Origin of the sequence: Streptomyces sp. NBC_00557, from assembly GCF_036345995.1 — a bacterium.
Classification (GTDB): domain Bacteria; phylum Actinomycetota; class Actinomycetes; order Streptomycetales; family Streptomycetaceae; genus Streptomyces.
In genome coordinates this window covers 3,496,847-3,514,761 of record NZ_CP107796.1, presented here as the reverse complement: position 1 = coordinate 3,514,761, position 17,915 = coordinate 3,496,847, and the positions used below count along the sequence as shown (strand labels likewise).

17 protein-coding genes are annotated in these 17,915 nt (G+C 70.0%); 10 read left to right on the top strand and 7 right to left on the bottom strand.

What is annotated here, in order from left to right; all coding sequences use genetic code 11:
- Window positions 1-26: 26 nt before the first annotated feature.
- The 5 genes from OG956_RS14955 to OG956_RS14935 all read right to left on the bottom strand — a co-directional run bounded on the left by OG956_RS14955 (window position 27) and on the right by OG956_RS14935 (window position 5,207).
- Window positions 27-1,736, bottom strand: coding sequence for a relaxase/mobilization nuclease domain-containing protein (locus tag OG956_RS14955; protein ID WP_330338462.1), 1,710 nt, complete (start codon window positions 1,734-1,736; stop codon window positions 27-29).
- Window positions 1,733-2,383 (bottom strand): MobC family plasmid mobilization relaxosome protein, encoded by a 651-nt coding sequence (locus OG956_RS14950; protein WP_330338461.1) that lies wholly within the window; start codon window positions 2,381-2,383, stop codon window positions 1,733-1,735. Before OG956_RS14950 ends, OG956_RS14955 begins: the two co-directional genes overlap by 4 nt.
- Before the next feature lie 118 nt (window positions 2,384-2,501).
- Window positions 2,502-3,359 (bottom strand): DUF2637 domain-containing protein, encoded by an 858-nt coding sequence (locus tag OG956_RS14945; RefSeq protein WP_330338460.1) that lies wholly within the window; start codon window positions 3,357-3,359, stop codon window positions 2,502-2,504.
- A 218-nt stretch (window positions 3,360-3,577) separates the two neighbouring features.
- Window positions 3,578-4,828, bottom strand: coding sequence for a DUF3631 domain-containing protein (locus OG956_RS14940; protein WP_330338459.1), 1,251 nt, complete (start codon window positions 4,826-4,828; stop codon window positions 3,578-3,580).
- Between the two features lie 136 nt (window positions 4,829-4,964).
- The gene (locus OG956_RS14935; RefSeq protein ID WP_330338458.1) at window positions 4,965-5,207 is read right to left on the bottom strand and encodes a helix-turn-helix transcriptional regulator; all 243 of its coding nucleotides are present in this window, start codon (window positions 5,205-5,207) and stop codon (window positions 4,965-4,967) included.
- A gap of 480 nt (window positions 5,208-5,687) precedes the next feature.
- Here OG956_RS14935 and OG956_RS14930 point away from each other — a divergent pair, with 480 nt between their 5' ends.
- Complete coding sequence (locus OG956_RS14930; RefSeq protein WP_330338457.1) at window positions 5,688-5,984, top strand: helix-turn-helix domain-containing protein; 297 nt, start codon at window positions 5,688-5,690, stop codon at window positions 5,982-5,984.
- A 1-nt stretch (window position 5,985) separates the two neighbouring features.
- Window positions 5,986-7,299 carry a tyrosine-type recombinase/integrase gene (locus tag OG956_RS14925; RefSeq protein ID WP_330342843.1) on the top strand — a complete coding sequence of 438 codons (1,314 nt, stop codon included), beginning with the start codon at window positions 5,986-5,988 and terminating at the stop codon, window positions 7,297-7,299.
- 67 nt (window positions 7,300-7,366) lie between these two features.
- On the opposite strand, the gene OG956_RS14920 is transcribed toward OG956_RS14925, so the two are convergent.
- Entirely contained in the window at window positions 7,367-7,804 is a 438-nt protein-coding gene (locus OG956_RS14920) for a hypothetical protein (RefSeq protein WP_020941521.1), read from the bottom strand.
- A gap of 617 nt (window positions 7,805-8,421) precedes the next feature.
- Here OG956_RS14920 and hemL point away from each other — a divergent pair.
- From hemL to OG956_RS14880, 8 genes are all read left to right on the top strand, one after another.
- Complete coding sequence (gene hemL / locus OG956_RS14915; protein ID WP_330342842.1) at window positions 8,422-9,738, top strand: glutamate-1-semialdehyde 2,1-aminomutase; 1,317 nt, start codon at window positions 8,422-8,424, stop codon at window positions 9,736-9,738.
- A complete protein-coding gene (locus OG956_RS14910; RefSeq protein ID WP_330338456.1) occupies window positions 9,735-10,442 on the top strand; it encodes a histidine phosphatase family protein in 708 nt (235 codons plus the stop codon). Before hemL ends, OG956_RS14910 begins: the two co-directional genes overlap by 4 nt.
- A 148-nt stretch (window positions 10,443-10,590) precedes the next feature.
- A complete protein-coding gene (locus OG956_RS14905; RefSeq protein ID WP_330338455.1) occupies window positions 10,591-11,856 on the top strand; it encodes a hypothetical protein in 1,266 nt (421 codons plus the stop codon).
- Between the two features lie 113 nt (window positions 11,857-11,969).
- Entirely contained in the window at window positions 11,970-12,560 is a 591-nt protein-coding gene (locus tag OG956_RS14900) for a TlpA family protein disulfide reductase (RefSeq protein ID WP_330338454.1), read from the top strand.
- Window position 12,561: 1 nt separating this feature from the next.
- Complete coding sequence (locus tag OG956_RS14895; protein ID WP_330338453.1) at window positions 12,562-13,332, top strand: cytochrome c biogenesis CcdA family protein; 771 nt, start codon at window positions 12,562-12,564, stop codon at window positions 13,330-13,332.
- 3 nt (window positions 13,333-13,335) lie between these two features.
- Entirely contained in the window at window positions 13,336-15,060 is a 1,725-nt protein-coding gene (gene resB / locus OG956_RS14890; RefSeq protein ID WP_330338452.1) for a cytochrome c biogenesis protein ResB, read from the top strand.
- Window positions 15,057-16,139 (top strand): c-type cytochrome biogenesis protein CcsB, encoded by a 1,083-nt coding sequence (gene ccsB / locus OG956_RS14885; protein WP_330338451.1) that lies wholly within the window; start codon window positions 15,057-15,059, stop codon window positions 16,137-16,139. The genes resB and ccsB overlap by 4 nt, the downstream gene beginning before the upstream one ends.
- A gap of 25 nt (window positions 16,140-16,164) precedes the next feature.
- On the top strand, window positions 16,165-16,689 hold the full coding sequence (locus OG956_RS14880) for a hypothetical protein (protein ID WP_330338450.1): 525 nt from the start codon (window positions 16,165-16,167) through the stop codon (window positions 16,687-16,689).
- Between the two features lie 224 nt (window positions 16,690-16,913).
- Here OG956_RS14880 and OG956_RS14875 read toward each other — a convergent pair whose 3' ends face one another.
- Complete coding sequence (locus OG956_RS14875) at window positions 16,914-17,879, bottom strand: isopenicillin N synthase family dioxygenase (RefSeq protein ID WP_330338449.1); 966 nt, start codon at window positions 17,877-17,879, stop codon at window positions 16,914-16,916.
- Between the last annotated feature and the right edge of the window lie 36 nt (window positions 17,880-17,915).

The following is a 17,915-nucleotide window of genomic DNA, read 5'->3' as shown; positions in this document are numbered from 1 at the left end:
CGGGCGAAAGGCCGTCAGTGCCGGACTTAACGGGGCCGAGCAGGTGCCGCAGGGCCGCGTGGCGACGGGCTCGGTGAGGTTTGGCCGGGCTGTGCCGACTGTACTGACGCGCTCGTGCGTGTTTGGGCGGCTCGCGCTCGGGCGCTGGGGGCCTGCCGCGCGGCGAGGCGTTGGATGCGCCAGGTGAGGGTGCTGGCGGTGGAGCGGGCGTCGTCCAGGGTGCGCTGCCGTGCGGTGTGCTGGAGGAGATGGCCGGGGTTGTGGCCGGCGTTTTCGGCTTCGGTCAGGGCGGTGGCCAGTGCCGGCCAGGCGGGGTCGTTGAGGATCTCCTGGGCGTGGTCGGGCAGGATCGCGAGAATGCGCTGGGTGTGTCGTTCTATGGTGCGGGCCGGTGGCCGGCGCTGGGCCAGGGTGGCCAGCGGCTCGGCAGCAGCCTGTTGGTAGGCGGCCTGGAGATGGACCAGGGCCTGTTGGGCGGCGGCGACCTGCTGGTCGTGCCGACGGGCCTGGTGCCAGCGGGCTGCGGCGATGACGACGAGGACGGCGATGTCGAGGAACATCGCCAGTCCGGAGCCGCTGCCGGTGAGCGGTGTGGTGTGCAGAGTGCGGACGGCGCTGCGGAGGGCGCGGGCGTGGTCCTGCTGGGCGCGGATGCGGGAGCGGGTGGCGCGTTCGAACGCGGTGGCGGCCTGCTGCAGTTGGGGCCGCAAGTGGCTGGGGGCGAGCAGCGGCAGGATGTCGATGGCTTCGCCGAGGGTCGCGATGTGGGCCTGGGCGGCTGTGTCGTCGCCGTGGTCGAGGTGGTGGGGGATGCGCTCGGCCGCGGCGGTGGCCTGGTGCCAGGGGTTGGGCCTGGGCCGGCTGCCCGGCTCGGTGACGGGCGCGACGTCGATGACGGTGAGGCGCTCCGCGATCTTGGGGAAGGACAGGTCGGGGGCGAGTTTGGCGCCGGAGAACCAGATCGGCTCGCCGGTGGAGTTGGTGTCGCCTTCCACGGCGACCTTGTATCCGCGTACATCGCCGGAGGGGAAGTGCTGGACGTCGACGAGGACGCCGTCGACGTCGTCGAGCAGGTGGAGGAATTCCTCTGGGCTGGTGGCGATGGAGACCAGCTGGCGGACGGTGGTGCGCAGGCGTTCGCGGGAGGTCTTGGTCTTGCCGGTGCGGCGGGCCTTCTCCGTCTCGGCGCGGGTGGGGCGCTGGGCGGCGGTGCGGTCGCCGCGCACCACCTGCTTCAGGCCGTATTCCTTCTCGATGGCCGCGAGTTCCTTGTCCGCGGTCAGGTAGTCGTTCCAGTGGCGGGCGGTGCGCAGGTCGCCTCGGACCTTGGTGGCGGCGATGTGGATGTGGTCGTCCGCGTGGCGTACGGCGACCCACCGGCACCCGTCGGGATCGCCTTGTGGCGCGATGCCGGTGGCCGCCACAATCCGGTGGGCGATGTCGGCCCACTCGGCGTCGGTGAGGTGCCGGTCGCCGGGCGCGGCACGTACCGAGCAGTGCCACACGTGCCGCTCGGGCGCCCGGCCCAGTCGGCGGGCTTGCTTGACCCGCAGGTCGAGGTCGGCCACGAGGCGCTTCTTTGTGGCGTCGGAGTCGTTGGCGCGGCCGGGGTCGGGGGCGAAACCGTCCCAGGACGCGACCAGGTGCGGGTCGGTGTGGTCCTTCGCCTTCTTCGTGTCGAACAGATACCGGATCAGGCCGGCGGTGCTCTTGCCGCTGCCGATCTTGGCGATCACCGGGCCGCCTTCGCGGAGACGGCGCGGTTCATCGTCTGCGCGATGTCGCCGATCGCGGCGCGGACGGCGTCCAGGGTGTGCTCGGTCTGGGCGAGGACGGTGGTGTCCACAGGGTACGGATCGCCTCCGGCGTTGAGGCGGTGGGCGATCTGGTTGACGTTGTTGCCGATACGGGCGACCTCGGCCCGCAGGGCGTCGAGCTTGTCGAGGCAGTCATCGAGCTGGGTGCGCTGCCCGGCCAGGCCCATGGTGAGGTCACCGTCGAGGTAGGCCATGATCACGGCGCCGACGAGGTGGGCGGCGGCGATGCCCAGCTTGCGGGCGCGGGTGAGGATCCGGGTCTTCTCGTCGATGCTGTAGCGGACGTCGACACGCTCTTTGCGCTGGACGCTCTCGCGGGTACGACGGCGGGCGATACGACGCAGGGTGACTTCGTCGGCAGACGCGGCGGGGGACTGCTCGGCTGCGCCGACGGGCGTTTCCTCCTCGGGCACCCCCTGGTACCCGCGGTCCTCCGCCACCTCCGGGGCGGACGTGTCCGCGTTGGACCGGCCCTTGGACGGTCCAACGTCATACCTTGCTGCGCTGGTGGCGGTGGTCGTCATCTGCTCCCGGCCGGTGGTGAGTTCAGGGTGCGGGTCGTGCATTAAGGGTTCTCCGTGCAGTGTTGAGGGAGGAGGCCGTGTCGCCTAGTGGGCCACTCGTCCCCGCTCTGGGCTGTGCAGGAACGAGCGGGGCGGGCCCATTGGGGTGGGGCAGTGACCCTCAGCGCGCGCCGACGGGGACCGTGTCGGGCTCGGCCTGCTGCTGGCGGGCCGCCTGGTCGAGTTCGGCCTGCACCCGGTCCTTGAGCTGCGTGAGACGGTCCTTACCGATGCGGTACTCAGCGGCCCGGACGGCCGCCTCGATGTTGCGGCGTGAGGCACGGTTCCCGCGCCCCAGCGGTGCGGTGCGGGCGATGGCGAGCAGTGCGCCGAAGGTGGCGTCGCGTTCGTGGCCCACTTCTTTGGTGAGCGGCTTCGGGGCGTGCGGCACCTTGACGGCTGCCTCCGCCACGTCTGGGCACTCGGCCACATCGGGCAAGCTCTGCGCCTTCTTCGGCAGGACTGCGACGCCCTCCGAGCGGGCAGGCGACTCGGTGCTGTGTGTGCCGTTGTGGCTGTGGCCGAGGGTGTTGTGGCTTGTCGTGGAGGCGGCCTCTTGGCCATGGTGCGTGGGGTGGCGGCGGATGACGAGGTCGAGGTGGACGGCGCCGGCCAGGGCGAGCGGGGCGATGGCGGACAGGGCGCCGACGGTGAAGTCGTCCAGGTAGAGGCCGGCAGTGTGTGCCTGCTGATTGAGACGGACGGCGTGCAGGGCGTTCGCCCAGATGCTGGTGACGGTGGCGAGGCCGACCAGCGCCCAGACGTACAGGCGAGACCGCCAGGGCGCGGTGCGGAGGATGAGCAGGGCGGCGACGCCGATGGCGATGAACCCGTCGATCACGAGGGGGAACGCGTAGGTGAGGACTCCGCGGATGTGGATGGCGACGGCCATCTGCCGCAGGGCGTCGTAGGAGAGGGCGAAGCCGATTGTGCCGACCAGGGCGACCCCGAGACGGATCGCTATGGTCAGTGCCGGCACGGGTGCTTGGGTGGTGCGTGAGGGCAAGCGTGTACTCCAGCGAGAGACGGGTGCCATCGGCATAAGCCGGGCTGCCGGTGGGGAGGGCACGGACTCGTCGCACCCGTCGCATGCCTGGTCAGGGCAGGTACGGGAGCTCGGCGTGATACGGGAGGACCCGTCACAGTTACCGGACCCGTCACGGGGGTGACCTGCGGTGCGACGTGTGCGACGGGTGTTTACGGGTGTACGGCCGACCCGTGACGTGTGGTCTCTTCACCGCCGGGTGGCTGCTCCTCGGGGCAGTAGCGGGCCCAGGCATCGGTGAACTGCGTGCGTGTGAATCCCCGGGCCTGCCGTCCGCCCTCGAAGCGGAGGACGGCTGCCTGGATGCCGAAGTCCTTCAGCAGGATCCCCAGGTAGCGCGGGGTCAGGCCCGTGCTGCGGTACTCCGCCCAGGGAGCCTCCTGGTCCTTGAGTAGCTCCTCCAGCAGGTCCCGCGTGCGCACGGTATCGGGATCGCCGTAGCACGCGAAGACACGGCGGATGTCCTTCAGCAGGCGCGTCTTCACGTTGGACTCGTCGTCCTGGCCGACCTCGGCGGCGCACATGGCCACGCACGCTTCACGCGCTCGCTCCGGCCATGAGTCACCTGCCAGTTCGGCGACGACCACCAGCGGTTCCCAGGTGTCGGCCGCCCGGTCCTGCACCGGCATCGGCGGCACCAGGTCGGCTGCGGTGTCCATCAGCGGGCGCAGCCAGGTAGTCAGCCGGTCACGCAGGGCGTGCAGGGCGGGGATGTCGCGGCGAGACCGGAACTGCTTCACTCGCTCCCCTTCCTTGCGGCGCTGCATGCGGATCACCACAGCCCGGTCCATGATCGTGTCCGGCAGGTCTCCGATGCCGGCGAGCGCGGCCATGGCGAAGGTGGGAAACGCCTGCGGCTTGTGTTCGGGGCCGGAGATGCGCAGGGCGGGCCGGTTGCGTTGGTGGCCAGCGTTGAGCAGGCCGCGCAGCTCCTCGTTCTTTTCGGCGGCTTTGATGCTGCCGAAGATGGTGTCGGCCTCGTCCACCAACAGGGTGGGCGGATCGTCTCCGATGGCGCGGAAGACCACCGCCGGGCTGGTGTTGACCGTGATCAGCGGCTCGCGCACCGTCTCTGTGAGCACGTCCAGCAGGCGCGACTTGCCGCACCGTTTCGCCGGTCCGACCACCGCGAGGCGCGGTGCGTGCTGGAGGGAGGGCTGGATGTGAGTGGCCGCCACCCACAGCGTTACAGCGGTCAGCGCCTCGCTGCTGGGAAGGATCACGTATCGCGCGATGGCTTCCCGCAGCTCGTCCAGCAGCTGTGCCCCTTCTCCTCTCTGCCCTGGCTCGTCGTCCTCGGGGGTGGACGCTTTCGCGGTGGGGTCCTGGCCCGGGGCGGCGACGGGCGGCCAGGTGGGTATCGAGGATGCGGCGGAGAAGGCGGGGGACGTAGTTTCGTCCATAGGCGTTCCTTCCCGGTGGGCCGGACGGGCAAGGCCCGGCCCACCGATTCGATCGTTCAAGGGCGATGGGGCGGGGACTCTGCGGCTCTCGGCGGTGGCTCGCCGAGAGCCGCTTCGCTGTCCCGACAGGGCGGCTTCAGGCCGTGAGGCCGTACGCGGACTGGGCGTTCACCCAGGCGTCCACCTCGGACCAGCGGTAGCGGAGATGGCGGCCGACCTTGTGCACCTTGGGGCCGATGCCCCGGTACTTCCACTGGTAGAGCGTTTTCACCGGCACCCCGAGGTAGGCGGCGACTTCCGCAGGGGTGGCCAGCGGGCCGCGCCGGGCAATGTCGGCGGAGGCAGGGGCGTTCGCGCTGTGGTGAGAGGTATTCGGCACAGGGCTCCTTTTCGGTCTTGGACAGCGTGCCTGGACAACACAGCCACACCGGCGGAGAAGAAGTCCAGCGTTGGTTCTAAAGCTCTCCACTAATTCCCTCGGCGTGGCTGGGAGGGGGGAATAACCGTAGAGGCGGATCGGCCGTTGACCAAAAAGTCGGCGGCTACGTCCTCGACCTTGGTCGCCCGAGGGGTCCCATCAGGGCCCGGGGCGTCGGTTGGTGCAGGCCGGAGCCTGACCGGGTGAGCGTTCAAGGGAGCTGACGCAAGCGGTGAGTGCATCATCGGATATCGACTCAAAACACCCAAAGTGCACGCGCGATGGCAAGTTAGCACAGCGGCCCTCGGAAATTGCCCGTCCGTGCCTCGTGAAAAGGCGAGATAAATGCCACGCCGCCCACGGGTACCCCGCAACGACTTCTGTAGAGTTTTAGAGTCAACTCTTGCCATAAAGGCCAGCTGCAAGTTACAGCTACCTGTCATGGCAACTCGACCCGTTGAAATAGGCCCCGCCGGCCTCCACGCCGCCCGCGCCATAGAGCGAATACGCATCGTGCGCGGCCTGACCCAGCACCAGCTGGCTGTCCGATGCACCGCGCTGGGCCGCCCGATGTCCAACACAGCCCTCAGCCGCACCGAGCGTGGCCACCGCCGCTGTGACGTCGACGACCTCGTCGCGATCGCCGCCGCTCTCGGCGTCTCGCCCGCAGTCCTGCTGCCTCTGGAGACCTCTCCGCTCCAGACCTCGGAGCACATCCGGGGGGCCCTTCTTGGCTGACGTGTACGACCGCTGGCACAAGTCCCACCCCAAGCCCACCGAGGTCGAATGCGGCGAACACAAGAGCCGTACGAGGCAGATGGTCCCCACCGCCGATCACGGTGTTGGCAAGCGTTGGCAGGTCCGCTACCGCGATCTGGACGGCCGCCAGCGCAAGGAGAACTTCGATACCAAGGCCGAGGCGGACAACCGGGCCGCCGAGGTCGACGTCGAGATCCGGCGCGGCTCCTACGTCGTACCAGCCGAGACGAAGCAGACGCTCGGCGCCTACGCGCAGAAGTGGCTGGACGCGAACTCCGTCGGTCCGACGACAGCCCTCCGCTACGAGGCGACGGTCCGCAACCACATCGTCGAGCACCTCGGGCGACGCGAGCTGCGTTCCCTCAACCAGCCCTCGGTCATCCAGGGCTGGATCCGCACGCTCCAGGACGCCGGCCTGGAGGCGTCGACGATCGAGGGCATCTTCGACATCCTCTCCAGCATCCTCGGCGCGGCCGTGGAGGATGGGCTGCTGCCGAAGAACCCCTGCAAGGCGAAGTCGGTCAAGCTGCCAACCGCGACCAAGAAGAAGGTCATACCTTGGCCGCTGGAGCGCGTCCGGGCAGTCCTCGCCGGCCTGCCCAAGCGCTTCCAGGCCGGTGGCAAGCTCGCCTTCGGCTGCGGCCTGCGGCAGGGCGAGGTATTCGGCTTCGCCGTCGAAGACATCGACTTCAAGGGCGGTTGGATCCACGTCAACCGCCAGGTGCGGCTCGTCGGCACGAAGCCCGTCTTCGCCCTGCCCAAGGGGAACAAGATCCGGTCCGTGCCTCTACCGGCCCAGCTTGCCGCGGCCCTCAAGGCCCACATGAAGGAGTTCCCGCCGGTCGAGGTCACCCTGCCGTGGACCAAGCCGGACGGTGAGCCGAAGACGTTCCGCCTCCTCTTCGTCGACGCGAAGGGGCGGGCCTACAACCGCAGCGTCTTCAACATGGGGGACTGGAAGCGCGCTCTGGCTGCCGCCGGCGTGATCCCTCCCCGCGAGCGCGGCGCGAGGTACCTCCAGGCGGCCCGGGAGGAGGGGATGCACGCCCTCCGGCACGCCTACGCCTCCGTGCTCCTGGACGCGGGGGAGAGCATCAAGGCGCTCTCGGAGTACCTCGGCCACTCGGACCCGGGCTTCACGCTGCGGACGTACACGCACCTGCTGCCGTCCAGCGAGACCCGCACCCGCAAGGCGATAGACGACGCCTTCACCGAAGCCCCGGCAGCAGAGGCTCAGGGCACATCAGTGCCTCCGAAGAAACCCATGTGCCCTCAATGTGCCCTGGCCGCCTGACGGCCTCCCTCGGGCACTAGCGAGGGCGGGGTCCGAAAACCCCACCTGAACCCTGCGAAACCCCAGGTCAGGGCCACACCAGGCAGTACGGCTGATGCCCAGCCTCATGCAGCCGGTGCGAGAAGTCCTGCCACTCGTGCAGCAGCTGGTACACGTTGAACGCGTCCCGCGGGCCGCCGCGGTCCGGGACCGTGGACCAGATGAAGGCCGCCGCGCCGACCGCTTCCTCGCCGATGCCGCGCAGGGGGTCGACGACGGTCGTGGGGAGTTTGACGACCGCGTAGTCGGGGTGCAGGACGACCAGTTCCAGGGGCGGGACCTTGTGCAGGGGGACGCCCTGGATGCCGGTCAGCACCATCGCCGCCATGGTCTCCGGCTTGATCTTGGTGAACATGCCGTTCATGCCCAGCTCGTCGCCGCCGAGTTCCTCGGGGCGCATCGAGATGGGGACCCTGGCCGCGGTCGCGCCGTCCGGCGCGCCGAAGTATTTGTACGTCACCCCCACCCGACCACCATTCCTGCTCCCCGCCCTCAGGCGGTCGGCCCGGTGGTCGAGCCGGCGGTCGGCCGGCCGGTCCAGCTGGCTCTCCAGCTGCCGGTCGGTCCGCCGGTCGTACCGCTCGGGCTCACCCGGTACACCCTGTGTATGACGTGCGTCGCTCTGCCGTGCCTCGGTCGTCTCCTCCGCCTCGCGCCGGTGCCTTCCCCGCCGGGCACGTCGAGGACCCAGGTCATCAGTCCCCTCGCCCAGTCCGCCACCGCGATGCATATCTCCACCCGACTGCTTTTCTAGGACGCGTGGCCCCCGCCGCGCAACCCGATCATCGTGTCAGTGACCTCCCCCACGGCCGCCCGCCGAAACGTGCGGTGGAACAACAGTCCACGGGTTTTCCCGGCCCCTGATCATTACGTGCGTTTGAGCTGTGTGTATCAGCTCTCAGTCTCGCAGATGGCGGATCGCGGCGCTGTGATCAGTCGCCCGGCCGGTGGCGCGGGGCGGCCCCGCCGTCCGCGGCTCGGGGCCGAGGCGGGCCGCGTTCGTGCGCGGCCGCGGCCTACCCTGAGGGGGTCACCACGCAACCGGAGTCCGAGAAGCCGGAGAAGCCGCACGTCATGAGTGCCCTGAGCGAAACGCCCTATCCCTACGATGCGCCCGCCTCCCAGGCGCTGTTCGACCGTGCCTGCGCCGTCACGCCCGGCGGTGTGAACTCCCCGGTGCGCGCCTTCCGCGCCGTCGGCGGCACGCCCCGCTTCATGGTGTCCGGCAAGGGCGCCTACCTCACGGACGCCGACGGGCGCGAGTACGTCGACCTCGTGTGCTCCTGGGGGCCGATGATCCTCGGGCACGCGCACCCCGAGGTCATCGCCGCCGTACAGGAGGCCGTCGCCCGCGGTACGTCCTTCGGCACGCCCGGCGAGGGCGAGGTCGCGCTCGCCGAGGAGATCGTCGCGCGGGTGGAGCCCGTGGAGCAGGTGCGGCTCGTCAGCAGCGGGACCGAGGCGACGATGAGCGCCATCCGGCTCGCCCGCGGGTTCACCGGCCGGTCCAAGGTGATCAAGTTCGCCGGGTGCTACCACGGGCACGTGGACGCCCTGCTCGCCGCCGCCGGTTCCGGGGTCGCCACCTTCGCGCTGCCGGACACGCCCGGCGTCACCGGTGCGCAGGCCGGCGACACGATCGTGCTGCCGTACAACGACCTGGAGGCCGTGCAGGAGGCCTTCCACCGGCACCCCGGCGAGATCGCGTGCGTGATCACGGAGGCCTCGCCCGGGAACATGGGTATCGTGCCGCCGGACCCCGGCTTCAACCAGGGGCTGAGGGACGCCTGCCACAAGAACGGCGCCCTCTACATCTCCGACGAGGTGATGACCGGCTTCCGTACCAGCCGCGCCGGCTGGTACGGGATCGACGGGGTCAAGCCCGATCTGATGACCTTCGGCAAGGTGATGGGGGGCGGGTTCCCCGCCGCCGCGTTCGGGGGGCGGGCCGACGTCATGGCCCACCTCGCCCCCGCCGGGCCCGTGTACCAGGCGGGCACCCTCTCCGGCAATCCCGTCGCCACCGCCGCCGGGCTCGCCCAGCTGCGGCTGCTGGACGACGCCGCCTACGAGAAGGTGGACGCGGTCTCCGCGCAGATCCAGGGCCTGGTCACCGAGGCGCTGAACAAGGAGGGCGTCCCGCACCGGCTGCAGAGCGCCTCCAACATGTTCTCGGTGTTCTTCACCGACCGGCGGGTGCGGAACTACGAGGACGCCAAGCGGCAGGAGTCGTTCCGCTTCACCGCGTTCTTCCACTCGCTGCTGTCGAACGGCGTCTACCTGCCGCCGTCGTCCTTCGAGTCCTGGTTCGTGTCCACGGCCCACGACGAGCGGGCCATCCAGAAGATCGCCGACGCCCTTCCGGCGGCGGCCCGGGCGGCTGCGGAGGCCACCGCGTGAGCATCCCCACCAACAGCGACAAGGACGTCACCGTCGTCCACCTCGTGCGGCACGGCGAGGTCGAGAACCCGACCGGGATCCTGTACGGGCGGCTGCCCGGCTACCACCTGTCCGAGCTGGGGCGGCGGATGGCCGACCGGGTCGCCGAGCACCTCGCCTCGCGGGACGTGGCGTACGTGTGCGCCTCGCCGCTGGAGCGGGCGCAGGAGACGGCCACTCCGATCGCCAAGGCGCACGGCCTGGACCTGGACACGGACGAACGGCTCATCGAGGCCGACAACGTCTTCCAGGGCAAGACCTTCGGCGTCGGCGACGGCGCGCTGCAGCGGCCCGGGAACTGGAAGCACCTGGTCAACCCGTTCCGGCCGTCCTGGGGCGAGCCGTACGTCGACCAGGTCGTGCGGATGATGGGCGCGCTGAACGCGGCCAAGGACAAGGCGCGCGGGCACGAGGCGGTGCTGGTGAGCCATCAGCTGCCGATCTGGATCGTGCGGTCCTATGTGGAGCGGCGGCGGTTGTGGCACGATCCGCGCAAGCGGCAGTGCACGCTGGCCTCGCTGACGTCCTTCACGTTCCTGGGCGACCGGATCGTGTCGGTCGGGTACAGCGAGCCGGCCATCGATCTGGTCCCGGCCCATCTGCGGGCCGGTGCCAAGCCGCAGAAGGGCCAGGGCACCGCTCAGGGCAAGGCCTTCGGCGCCTGAGGGTCGTTTTCTGACGGTCCGTTTGGCCGGGCTTGGATCGTTATTGCCGTAACTGTTGCGAAAAACATAAGAATTACCGGAACCTCTCCGATCGCTGTGCCCTCTCTGTGGGTGACCGACAGCAGGCGCGACGAATCGGGGATCTTCCATGCGCACCTCCCGCACCCTCTCCCGCAGGGGAATACTCGGCCTCGGCGCGGGCGCGGCGACCGCCGCGACCCTCGCCGGCTGCGGGAGTCAGAAGCCGTCCGGCGAGACCGGCGGCTCCGGCACGTCCGGCGGCGGCCGGTCCGGGAAGGGCGGCGGCGCGACCGCCGCGCCGCAGGGCCGGCTCATCGGGGACGGCTCCACGTCCTTCACCGGCAAGCAGCCGCACCAGCCGCCCGCGCCCGAGCCGCTGGAGCCCGGCCAGACCCCGCCGCAGTTCGTCGTCTTCTCCTGGGACGGCGCCGGCGAGGTCGGCAACGGGCTCTTCCCGCGCTTCCTGGACCTCGCCAAGGAGCACGGCGCGAGCATGACGTTCTTCCTCTCGGGGCTGTATCTGCTGCCCGAGTCGAAGAAGCGGATGTACCTGCCGCCGAACAACGCCCCCGGCGCCTCCGCCATCGGCTACCTCAGCGACCCGCACATCAGGTCCACACTGGAGAACCTCCGCCGCGCCTGGCTCGAAGGCCACGAGATCGGCACCCACTTCAACGGCCACTTCTGCGGCGACGCCCGCACCTCGGTGAAGTGGTGGACCCCGCGGCAGTGGCGCAGCGAGATCGACCAGGCCAAGTCCTTCGTGAAGAACTGGAAGACCAACACGGGCCTCCACGACCTGCCGCCCCTGCCGTTCGACTACGACAAGGAGCTGGTCGGCGGCCGTACGCCCTGTCTGCTCGGCCAGGACAACCTGCTGCCCACCGCCCGCGAGCTGGGCTGGCGCTACGACGCCTCCTCGCCGGGCGGCCTGCAGATGTGGCCGGCGAAGAAGCACGGGCTGTGGGACCTGCCGCTCCAGCAGGTGCCCTTCCCGGGCCGGAGGTTCCAGGTCCTCTCGATGGACTACAACATGATGTTCAACCAGTCGCAGTACTCGACGAAGGCGCCCGCCTACAACTACCCGGCCTGGCGCGAGCAGGCGGCCGGGGCGTACATCGCCGGATTCAAGCGGGCATACGAGACAAACCGGGCGCCCTTCTTCATCGGCAACCACTTCGAGCAGTGGAACGGCGGGATCTACATGGACGCCGTCGAGCAGGCCTTCAAGCACATCGCCCGGGAGAAGGAGAAGGGCGCCGACGTCCGGCTGGTCTCCTTCCGGCAGTTCTGCGACTGGATGGACGTGCAGAAGCCGGAGTTGCTGGCCAAGCTGCGCACGCTGGCCCCGGGTCAGGCCCCGGCCGGCGGCTGGAAGGCCTTCCTGGCGTAGACGGCGCCGGGCGGCTGCCGGAAATGTCCCGTGTAAATACGCCCTGAAATGCGGTTTTCCGCCCGGCAGGGGGGTGCCAGAGACCGCCGGAGGGGACATGCGAAACTTTTCACATGAGTACCCGTAGCCGCGCCGTCCTGCTCAGCGCCGTGGCCGCCGCCCTGGCCCTGACCCTGTCCGCGTGCAGCAAGGGCGGCACCTCGGGCGGCGGCGGCAACACCAACTTCGTCACCGGCAACAACGGCATCGCCACCGTTCCGGCGGGCAAGCGCGCCGCGGCCCCGGACCTGTCCGGCAGGACCATCGACGGCAAGACCCTGGACATCGCCGACTACAAGGGCCAGGTCGTCGTCATCAACGTGTGGGGCTCCTGGTGCGGCCCGTGCCGGGAGGAGGCGCAGTACTTCTCCAAGGTCTCCAAGCAGTACCAGGGCAAGGGCGTGCAGTTCGTCGGCATCAACACCCGGGACACCAGCACCACCCCCGCGGTCGCCTTCGAGAAGGAGCACGGGATCGCCTACCCGAGCCTGTACGACCCCACGGGCAAGCTGATGCTCCGCTTCAAGAAGGGCACCCTCAACCCGCAGCTGATCCCCTCCACGCTCGTCATCGACAAGCACGGAAGGGTCGCCGCGCGGGCCCTGGAGGCGCTCGACGACACCTCCCTGCTGAAGATGCTCAAGCCGGTCCTCGCGGAGAAGTGACGTGAGCGCCCTGGTGACGCTGGCCGTGACGGGCCAGAACGAGACGGTCCTCAACGGCGCCCTGCTGATCGCCCTGCCGGTCGCGCTGCTCGGCGGGCTCGTCTCCTTCTTCTCGCCCTGCGTCCTGCCCCTGGTCCCCGGCTACCTCTCCTACGTCACCGGAGTCGCCGGCACCGACCTGGCCGAGGCCCGGCGGGGCCGGATGGTCGGCGGGGCCGCCCTGTTCGTGCTCGGCTTCAGCGCCGTGTTCGTCTCCGGCGGAGCGCTGTTCGGCTTCTTCGGCTCCACCCTGCGCGAGTACCAGGGCACGCTGTCCAGGGTGCTCGGCGTGCTCATGATCGTCATGGGCGTCTTCTTCATGGGGCTGGTGCCCTGGCTCACCCAGCGCGAGTTCCGCTTCCACAAGAGGCCGGCCGCGGGTCTGATCGGCGCGCCCGTCCTCGGCGCGCTGTTCGGCATAGGCTGGACGCCCTGCATCGGCCCGACCCTCGCGTCCGTGAACCTCCTGTCCATGAACCAGTCGAGCGCCGGACGCGGCGCGGTGCTGATGATCGCCTACTGCGTGGGCCTCGGCGTGCCGTTCGTGCTCGCCGCGATCGCCTTCCGCAAGGTGCTCGGCGCCTTCGGCTGGGTCAAGCGCCACTACGTCTGGGTCATGCGCATCGGCGGCACGATGATGATCGTGACCGGCGTGCTGCTGCTGACCGGCGCCTGGGACAGTCTGGTGCAGCAGATGCAGACCTGGTCCGACGGCTTCACTGTGGGGATCTGATCGATGAGCACGACCGAAACCGACAACAGCCGGGAGCCCCGCGGCCAGGACCAGGAGGACCTCGGCGCCGCCGGCTCCCAGCTGTCCACCGCCCCGCGCGAGGAACCGGCCGCCGCACCCGGCCTCGGCGTCCTCGGCTGGGCCCGCTGGTTCTGGCGGCAGCTGACCTCGATGCGGGTGGCGCTGCTGCTGCTCCTGCTGCTCTCGCTCGCCGCGATCCCCGGCTCGCTCATCCCGCAGACCGGCGCCGACCTCAACAAGGTCGACGACTTCCGCAAGGCCCACAAGACGCTCGCGCCGGTCTACGACAAGCTCGGCCTGTTCCACGTCTACAGCTCGGTGTGGTTCTCCGCGATCTACATCCTGCTGTTCGTCTCCCTCATCGGCTGCATCGTCCCGCGCACCTGGCAGTTCGTCGGCCAGCTGCGCGGCCGGCCGCCGGGTGCGCCGAGGCGCCTGACCCGGCTGCCCGCCTACACGACCTGGCGTACGGCGGCCGAGCCCGAGCAGGTCCGTGAGGCCGCGCTCGCCCTGCTGAAGAAGCGCCGCTTCCGCGCCCACGTCGCCGGTGACGCCGTCGCCGCCGAGAAGGGCTATCTGCGCGAGGTGGGCAACCTGGTCTTCCACATCGCCCTGATCGTGCTGCTGGTCGCGTTCGCCTGGGGCCAGATGTACAAGTCGGACGGCACCAAGCTGGTGGTCGAGGGCGACGGGTTCTCCAACGCCCTGTCGCAGTACGACGACTTCAAGTCCGGCAGCCTGTTCCAGAACGACGACCTGGTGCCGTTCAGCTTCGACCTGAAGAAGTTCACCGGTACCTACGAGGTCAACGGCCCGAACCGGGGCACGCCGCGCACCTACCAGGCGAAGATCGACTACAGCCAGGGCGCGTACGGCAAGGAGAAGACGACCACCATCAAGGTCAACTCCCCGCTGCACATCGGCGACGCCAAGGTCTACCTCGTCAGCCACGGCTACGCGCCGGTCATCACCGTCCGCGACGGCAAGGGCAACGTCGTCTACCACGACGCCGTACCGCTGCTGCCGCTCGACGGAAACGTCACCTCCAACGGCGTGGTCAAGGTGATGGACGGCTACAAGAACGCCCAGGGCAAGTCCGAACAGCTCGGCTTCCAGGCCTTCTTCGTGCCGACCTTCGACCCCAGGAGCGGCACGATGCTCTCCCGGTTCCCCGCGCTGGTGAACCCGCTGCTCGCGGTGAACGCCTACCACGGCGACCTGGGCGTGAACTCCGGCATCCCGCAGAGCGTGTACCAGCTGGACAAGACGCACATGAAGGCGTTCAAGGACAGCAAGGGCCAGCTGCTGAAGAAGCTGCTCCAGCCCGGCGACACGCTCACCCTGCCGAACGGCGCCGGGTCCCTCACCTTCGAGAAGGACATCAAGCAGTGGGCCGGCTTCGAGATCGTCCAGGAGCCGGGCAGCGGCTGGGCGCTCGGCGGCGCCCTCGCCGCGATCTTCGGTCTGGCCGCGTCCCTGTTCATCCAGCGCCGCCGGGTGTGGGTGCGCGCGGTGCGCGGCGCCGACGGCGTGACGGTCGTGGAGATGGCCGGCCTCGGCCGCAGCGAGTCCGCCAAGGTGCCCGAGGAACTCGGCGACCTCGCCGGAATCCTCTACGACCAGGCGCCGGGGGCACCCGACCCCGACGACGAACCTTCCCCATCCCCCGACACCCCAGTCGCATCTGCCGAAGGGGCTGAGAAGTGACTCTCGCCGCCGCAACCAACGAACACCTGGCGAGCATCAGCAACACGCTGATCTACTCGTCGATGGCCGTCTACACCCTGGCCTTCTTCGCGTACATCGCCGAATGGCTCTTCGGCAGCCGCAGCAAGGTGGCCCGTACGGCCGCCGCGCTGACCGCCGGGACCGCCGCGAAGGCGAGCGGGCCGGCCGTCACCGTGAAGCAGGCCGGGGGCACCACCGTGCTGGAGCGGCCCAAGGTCGTGGTGCGGTCCGCATCCGGCGCCCGTGACGTGCCGGACGGTCCCGGCGCGCACGGCGGGGACGCGCAGGGCGACCTGTACGGACGCGTCGCCGTGTCCCTCACCGTGCTCGCCTTCCTGGTGGAGCTGGGCGGCGTCGTCGCCCGTGCGGCCTCCGTGCAGCGGGCGCCGTGGGGCAACATGTACGAGTTCAACATCACCTTCTCCACCGTCGCCGTCGGCGTGTACCTCGCGCTGCTGGCGCTGAAGAAGAACGTGCGCTGGCTCGGGCTGTTCCTGATCACCACGGTCCTGCTCGACCTCGGCCTCGCCGTCACCGTCCTGTACACGGCGAGCGACCAGCTCGTCCCGGCGCTGCACTCGTACTGGCTGTACATCCACGTCTCCACCGCGATCTTCTGCGGCGCGGTGTTCTACGTCGGCGCGGTCGCCACGATCCTGTACCTGTTCAAGGACGCCTACGAGACCAAGCTGCAGACCGGCGGCAAGCCGGGCGCCTTCGCCACCTCGGTGCTGGAGCGGCTGCCCGCCTCCGCCTCGCTGGACAAGTTCGCCTACCGGGTCAACGCGGCCGTCTTCCCGCTGTGGACGTTCACGATCATCGCGGGCGCGATCTGGGCCGGCGACGCCTGGGGCCGCTACTGGAACTGGGACCCCAAGGAGACCTGGTCCTTCATCACCTGGGTCGGCTACGCCTGCTACCTGCACGCCCGCGCCACGGCCGGCTGGAAGGGCCGCAAGGCCGCCTACCTGGCGATGCTCGCCTTCGCCTGCTGGCTGTTCAACTACTACGGCGTCAACATCTTCGTGACCGGCAAGCACTCCTACGCGGGCGTGTGAGAGCCCGGTCGGTGACACTGGTGTCATGAGCGGTTCCATCGCACAGGGCACCAGCCAGACCCACGGGAACACGCACATACTCCACCTCCTCGTGCGGCTCCCGAGGCGCATGGAGGACGTCTGGCCGGCGGTGGCCACCCCCGAGGGGCTCGGGGCGTGGTGCACCGCCGCCGACGTTCTCGAGCCCCGCCTGGACGGCGCGGTCACCCTGCGGGACCTGGGCTCCGGCCGGGTCACCGCCTGGGACGTGGACCGGGTCGCGGAGTACACCGTCGAGGGCGGCGGCCGGATCCGGTTCCACCTGGAACGGGGCGAGGACGCGGAGAGCGTCCTGCGGTTCACCCACGAGTTCCAGGGCGAGGGGCCATCGGAGGCGGTCTGGCGCAGCAGATTCGAACGCCTGATCGAAATCCTGGAGTCCCCACAGGGCCTTCCGGGACGGCAGCCCCGGAAACCGGCCGAGCCCCCGAAAGCCGCCGAGCCCCCGAAAGCCGCCGGGCCCCCGGAACCCGGCGAGCCCTTGGAACCCCTGCCCGGGCAGTTCACCTAGGGCGGCGGCGGTCAGGCCACCGCGGACAGGCCCGCGTGGGCCACCGAGGCGAGCCAGCGGGCGACGATCGCGTGCCGGGCGTCCCTCCGGGAGCGCCCTCGCACCCCCTTCAAGGCGATGCCGCGGGACGCGGCCGGGACATGCCCGCCGGGCCCTTTCCCACGGAACGGGTGGCGGCCCGAACGCGGAAGTGAAGAACGGACGGTGACCGGCGGCGGTGCGGTTCAGCGGACGGTGATCGAGTCGAGTTTCTCGCGCAGGTACACATGGGAGTCGACGGGCGGGTACGCCACCCGGCCCACCGGCGCGGGCACGGACTCCACCCGGGTGCCCGGGTCGCACTCGCCGAAGTACACGAGCGACATCAGCTCCTCCGCGGGTGCGTCGGCCGGCGGCGGCAGCACCCGGTGCCGCCCGGACCGCCACCGGTCGCCGGTCCAACGGGCCAGCAGGTCACCGATGTTGATGGTGAACGCGGCGGGATCGTACGGCGCGTCCTCCCAGCCGCCGGCGTCCGTGTACACCTGCAGCCCGCCCTTGCCGGCCTGCCGGTCGAGGATGGTCACGGTCCCGAAGTCGGTGTGCGGCCCGATCCGGAACTGCCCCGGCAGCGGCTCGCCGACGACCTCGGTGCCCGGATACCAGTTGATGTTGAAGCCGTACGTCGGACGGTTCATGTGCCGGGAGAAGAAGTCCCGTCCGAGCCCGAGCGCGTAGCCGAGCAGCGACAGCAGCTCCTTCTCCAGGGCGGCCATGCGGGACAGATAGGTCCGGCAGAGCGTCCGGAGCTGCGGGACCTCGGCCGGCCACACGTTGGGGATGTACCACTCGGCGTCGACCACGGGGTCGCCGAAGGGCTCGTCGGTCGCGAAGGTCAGCGACTCCTTCAGGTCGGGCGGCGTCTCGGTGCCCTCCGCGTACCCGTTGGCCTCGGCGCCGGGCCCCAGCCAGCCGCGGCCGCCGACCTTCGCCTCGTACCGCTGCTTGACCTCGACGGGCAGCAGGAAGAACTCCCGCGCCGCCCGCCGGATCCCCGCCCGCAGCTCCGGCTCCACCCCGTGCCCGGTGACCAGCAGGAACCCGGCGGTCTGCAGCGCGGAGTCGACGGTACGGGCGAGGGCGGCCCGGCTCTCCTCGTCGCCGTCCAGCCAGGGCCGCAGGTCGATGGTGGGAACACGCACGTCGGTCACCTGTGTCCTCGCTCCGCAGCTCGGGGTCGTCCGGTC

Excerpts from the sequence above, each read along its gene's own strand:
- OG956_RS14950 (WP_330338461.1), bottom strand. The coding sequence starts at position 2,383 with ATGCACGACCCGCACCCTGAACTCACCACCGGCCGGGAGCAGATGACG.
- OG956_RS14940 (WP_330338459.1), bottom strand. The coding sequence starts at position 4,828 with ATGGACGAAACTACGTCCCCCGCCTTCTCCGCCGCATCCTCGATACCC.
- OG956_RS14930 (WP_330338457.1), top strand. The coding sequence starts at position 5,688 with ATGGCAACTCGACCCGTTGAAATAGGCCCCGCCGGCCTCCACGCCGCC.
- OG956_RS14905 (WP_330338455.1), top strand. The coding sequence starts at position 10,591 with ATGCGCACCTCCCGCACCCTCTCCCGCAGGGGAATACTCGGCCTCGGC.
- OG956_RS14900 (WP_330338454.1), top strand. The coding sequence starts at position 11,970 with ATGAGTACCCGTAGCCGCGCCGTCCTGCTCAGCGCCGTGGCCGCCGCC.
- resB (WP_330338452.1), top strand. The coding sequence starts at position 13,336 with ATGAGCACGACCGAAACCGACAACAGCCGGGAGCCCCGCGGCCAGGAC.
- OG956_RS14880 (WP_330338450.1), top strand. The coding sequence starts at position 16,165 with ATGAGCGGTTCCATCGCACAGGGCACCAGCCAGACCCACGGGAACACG.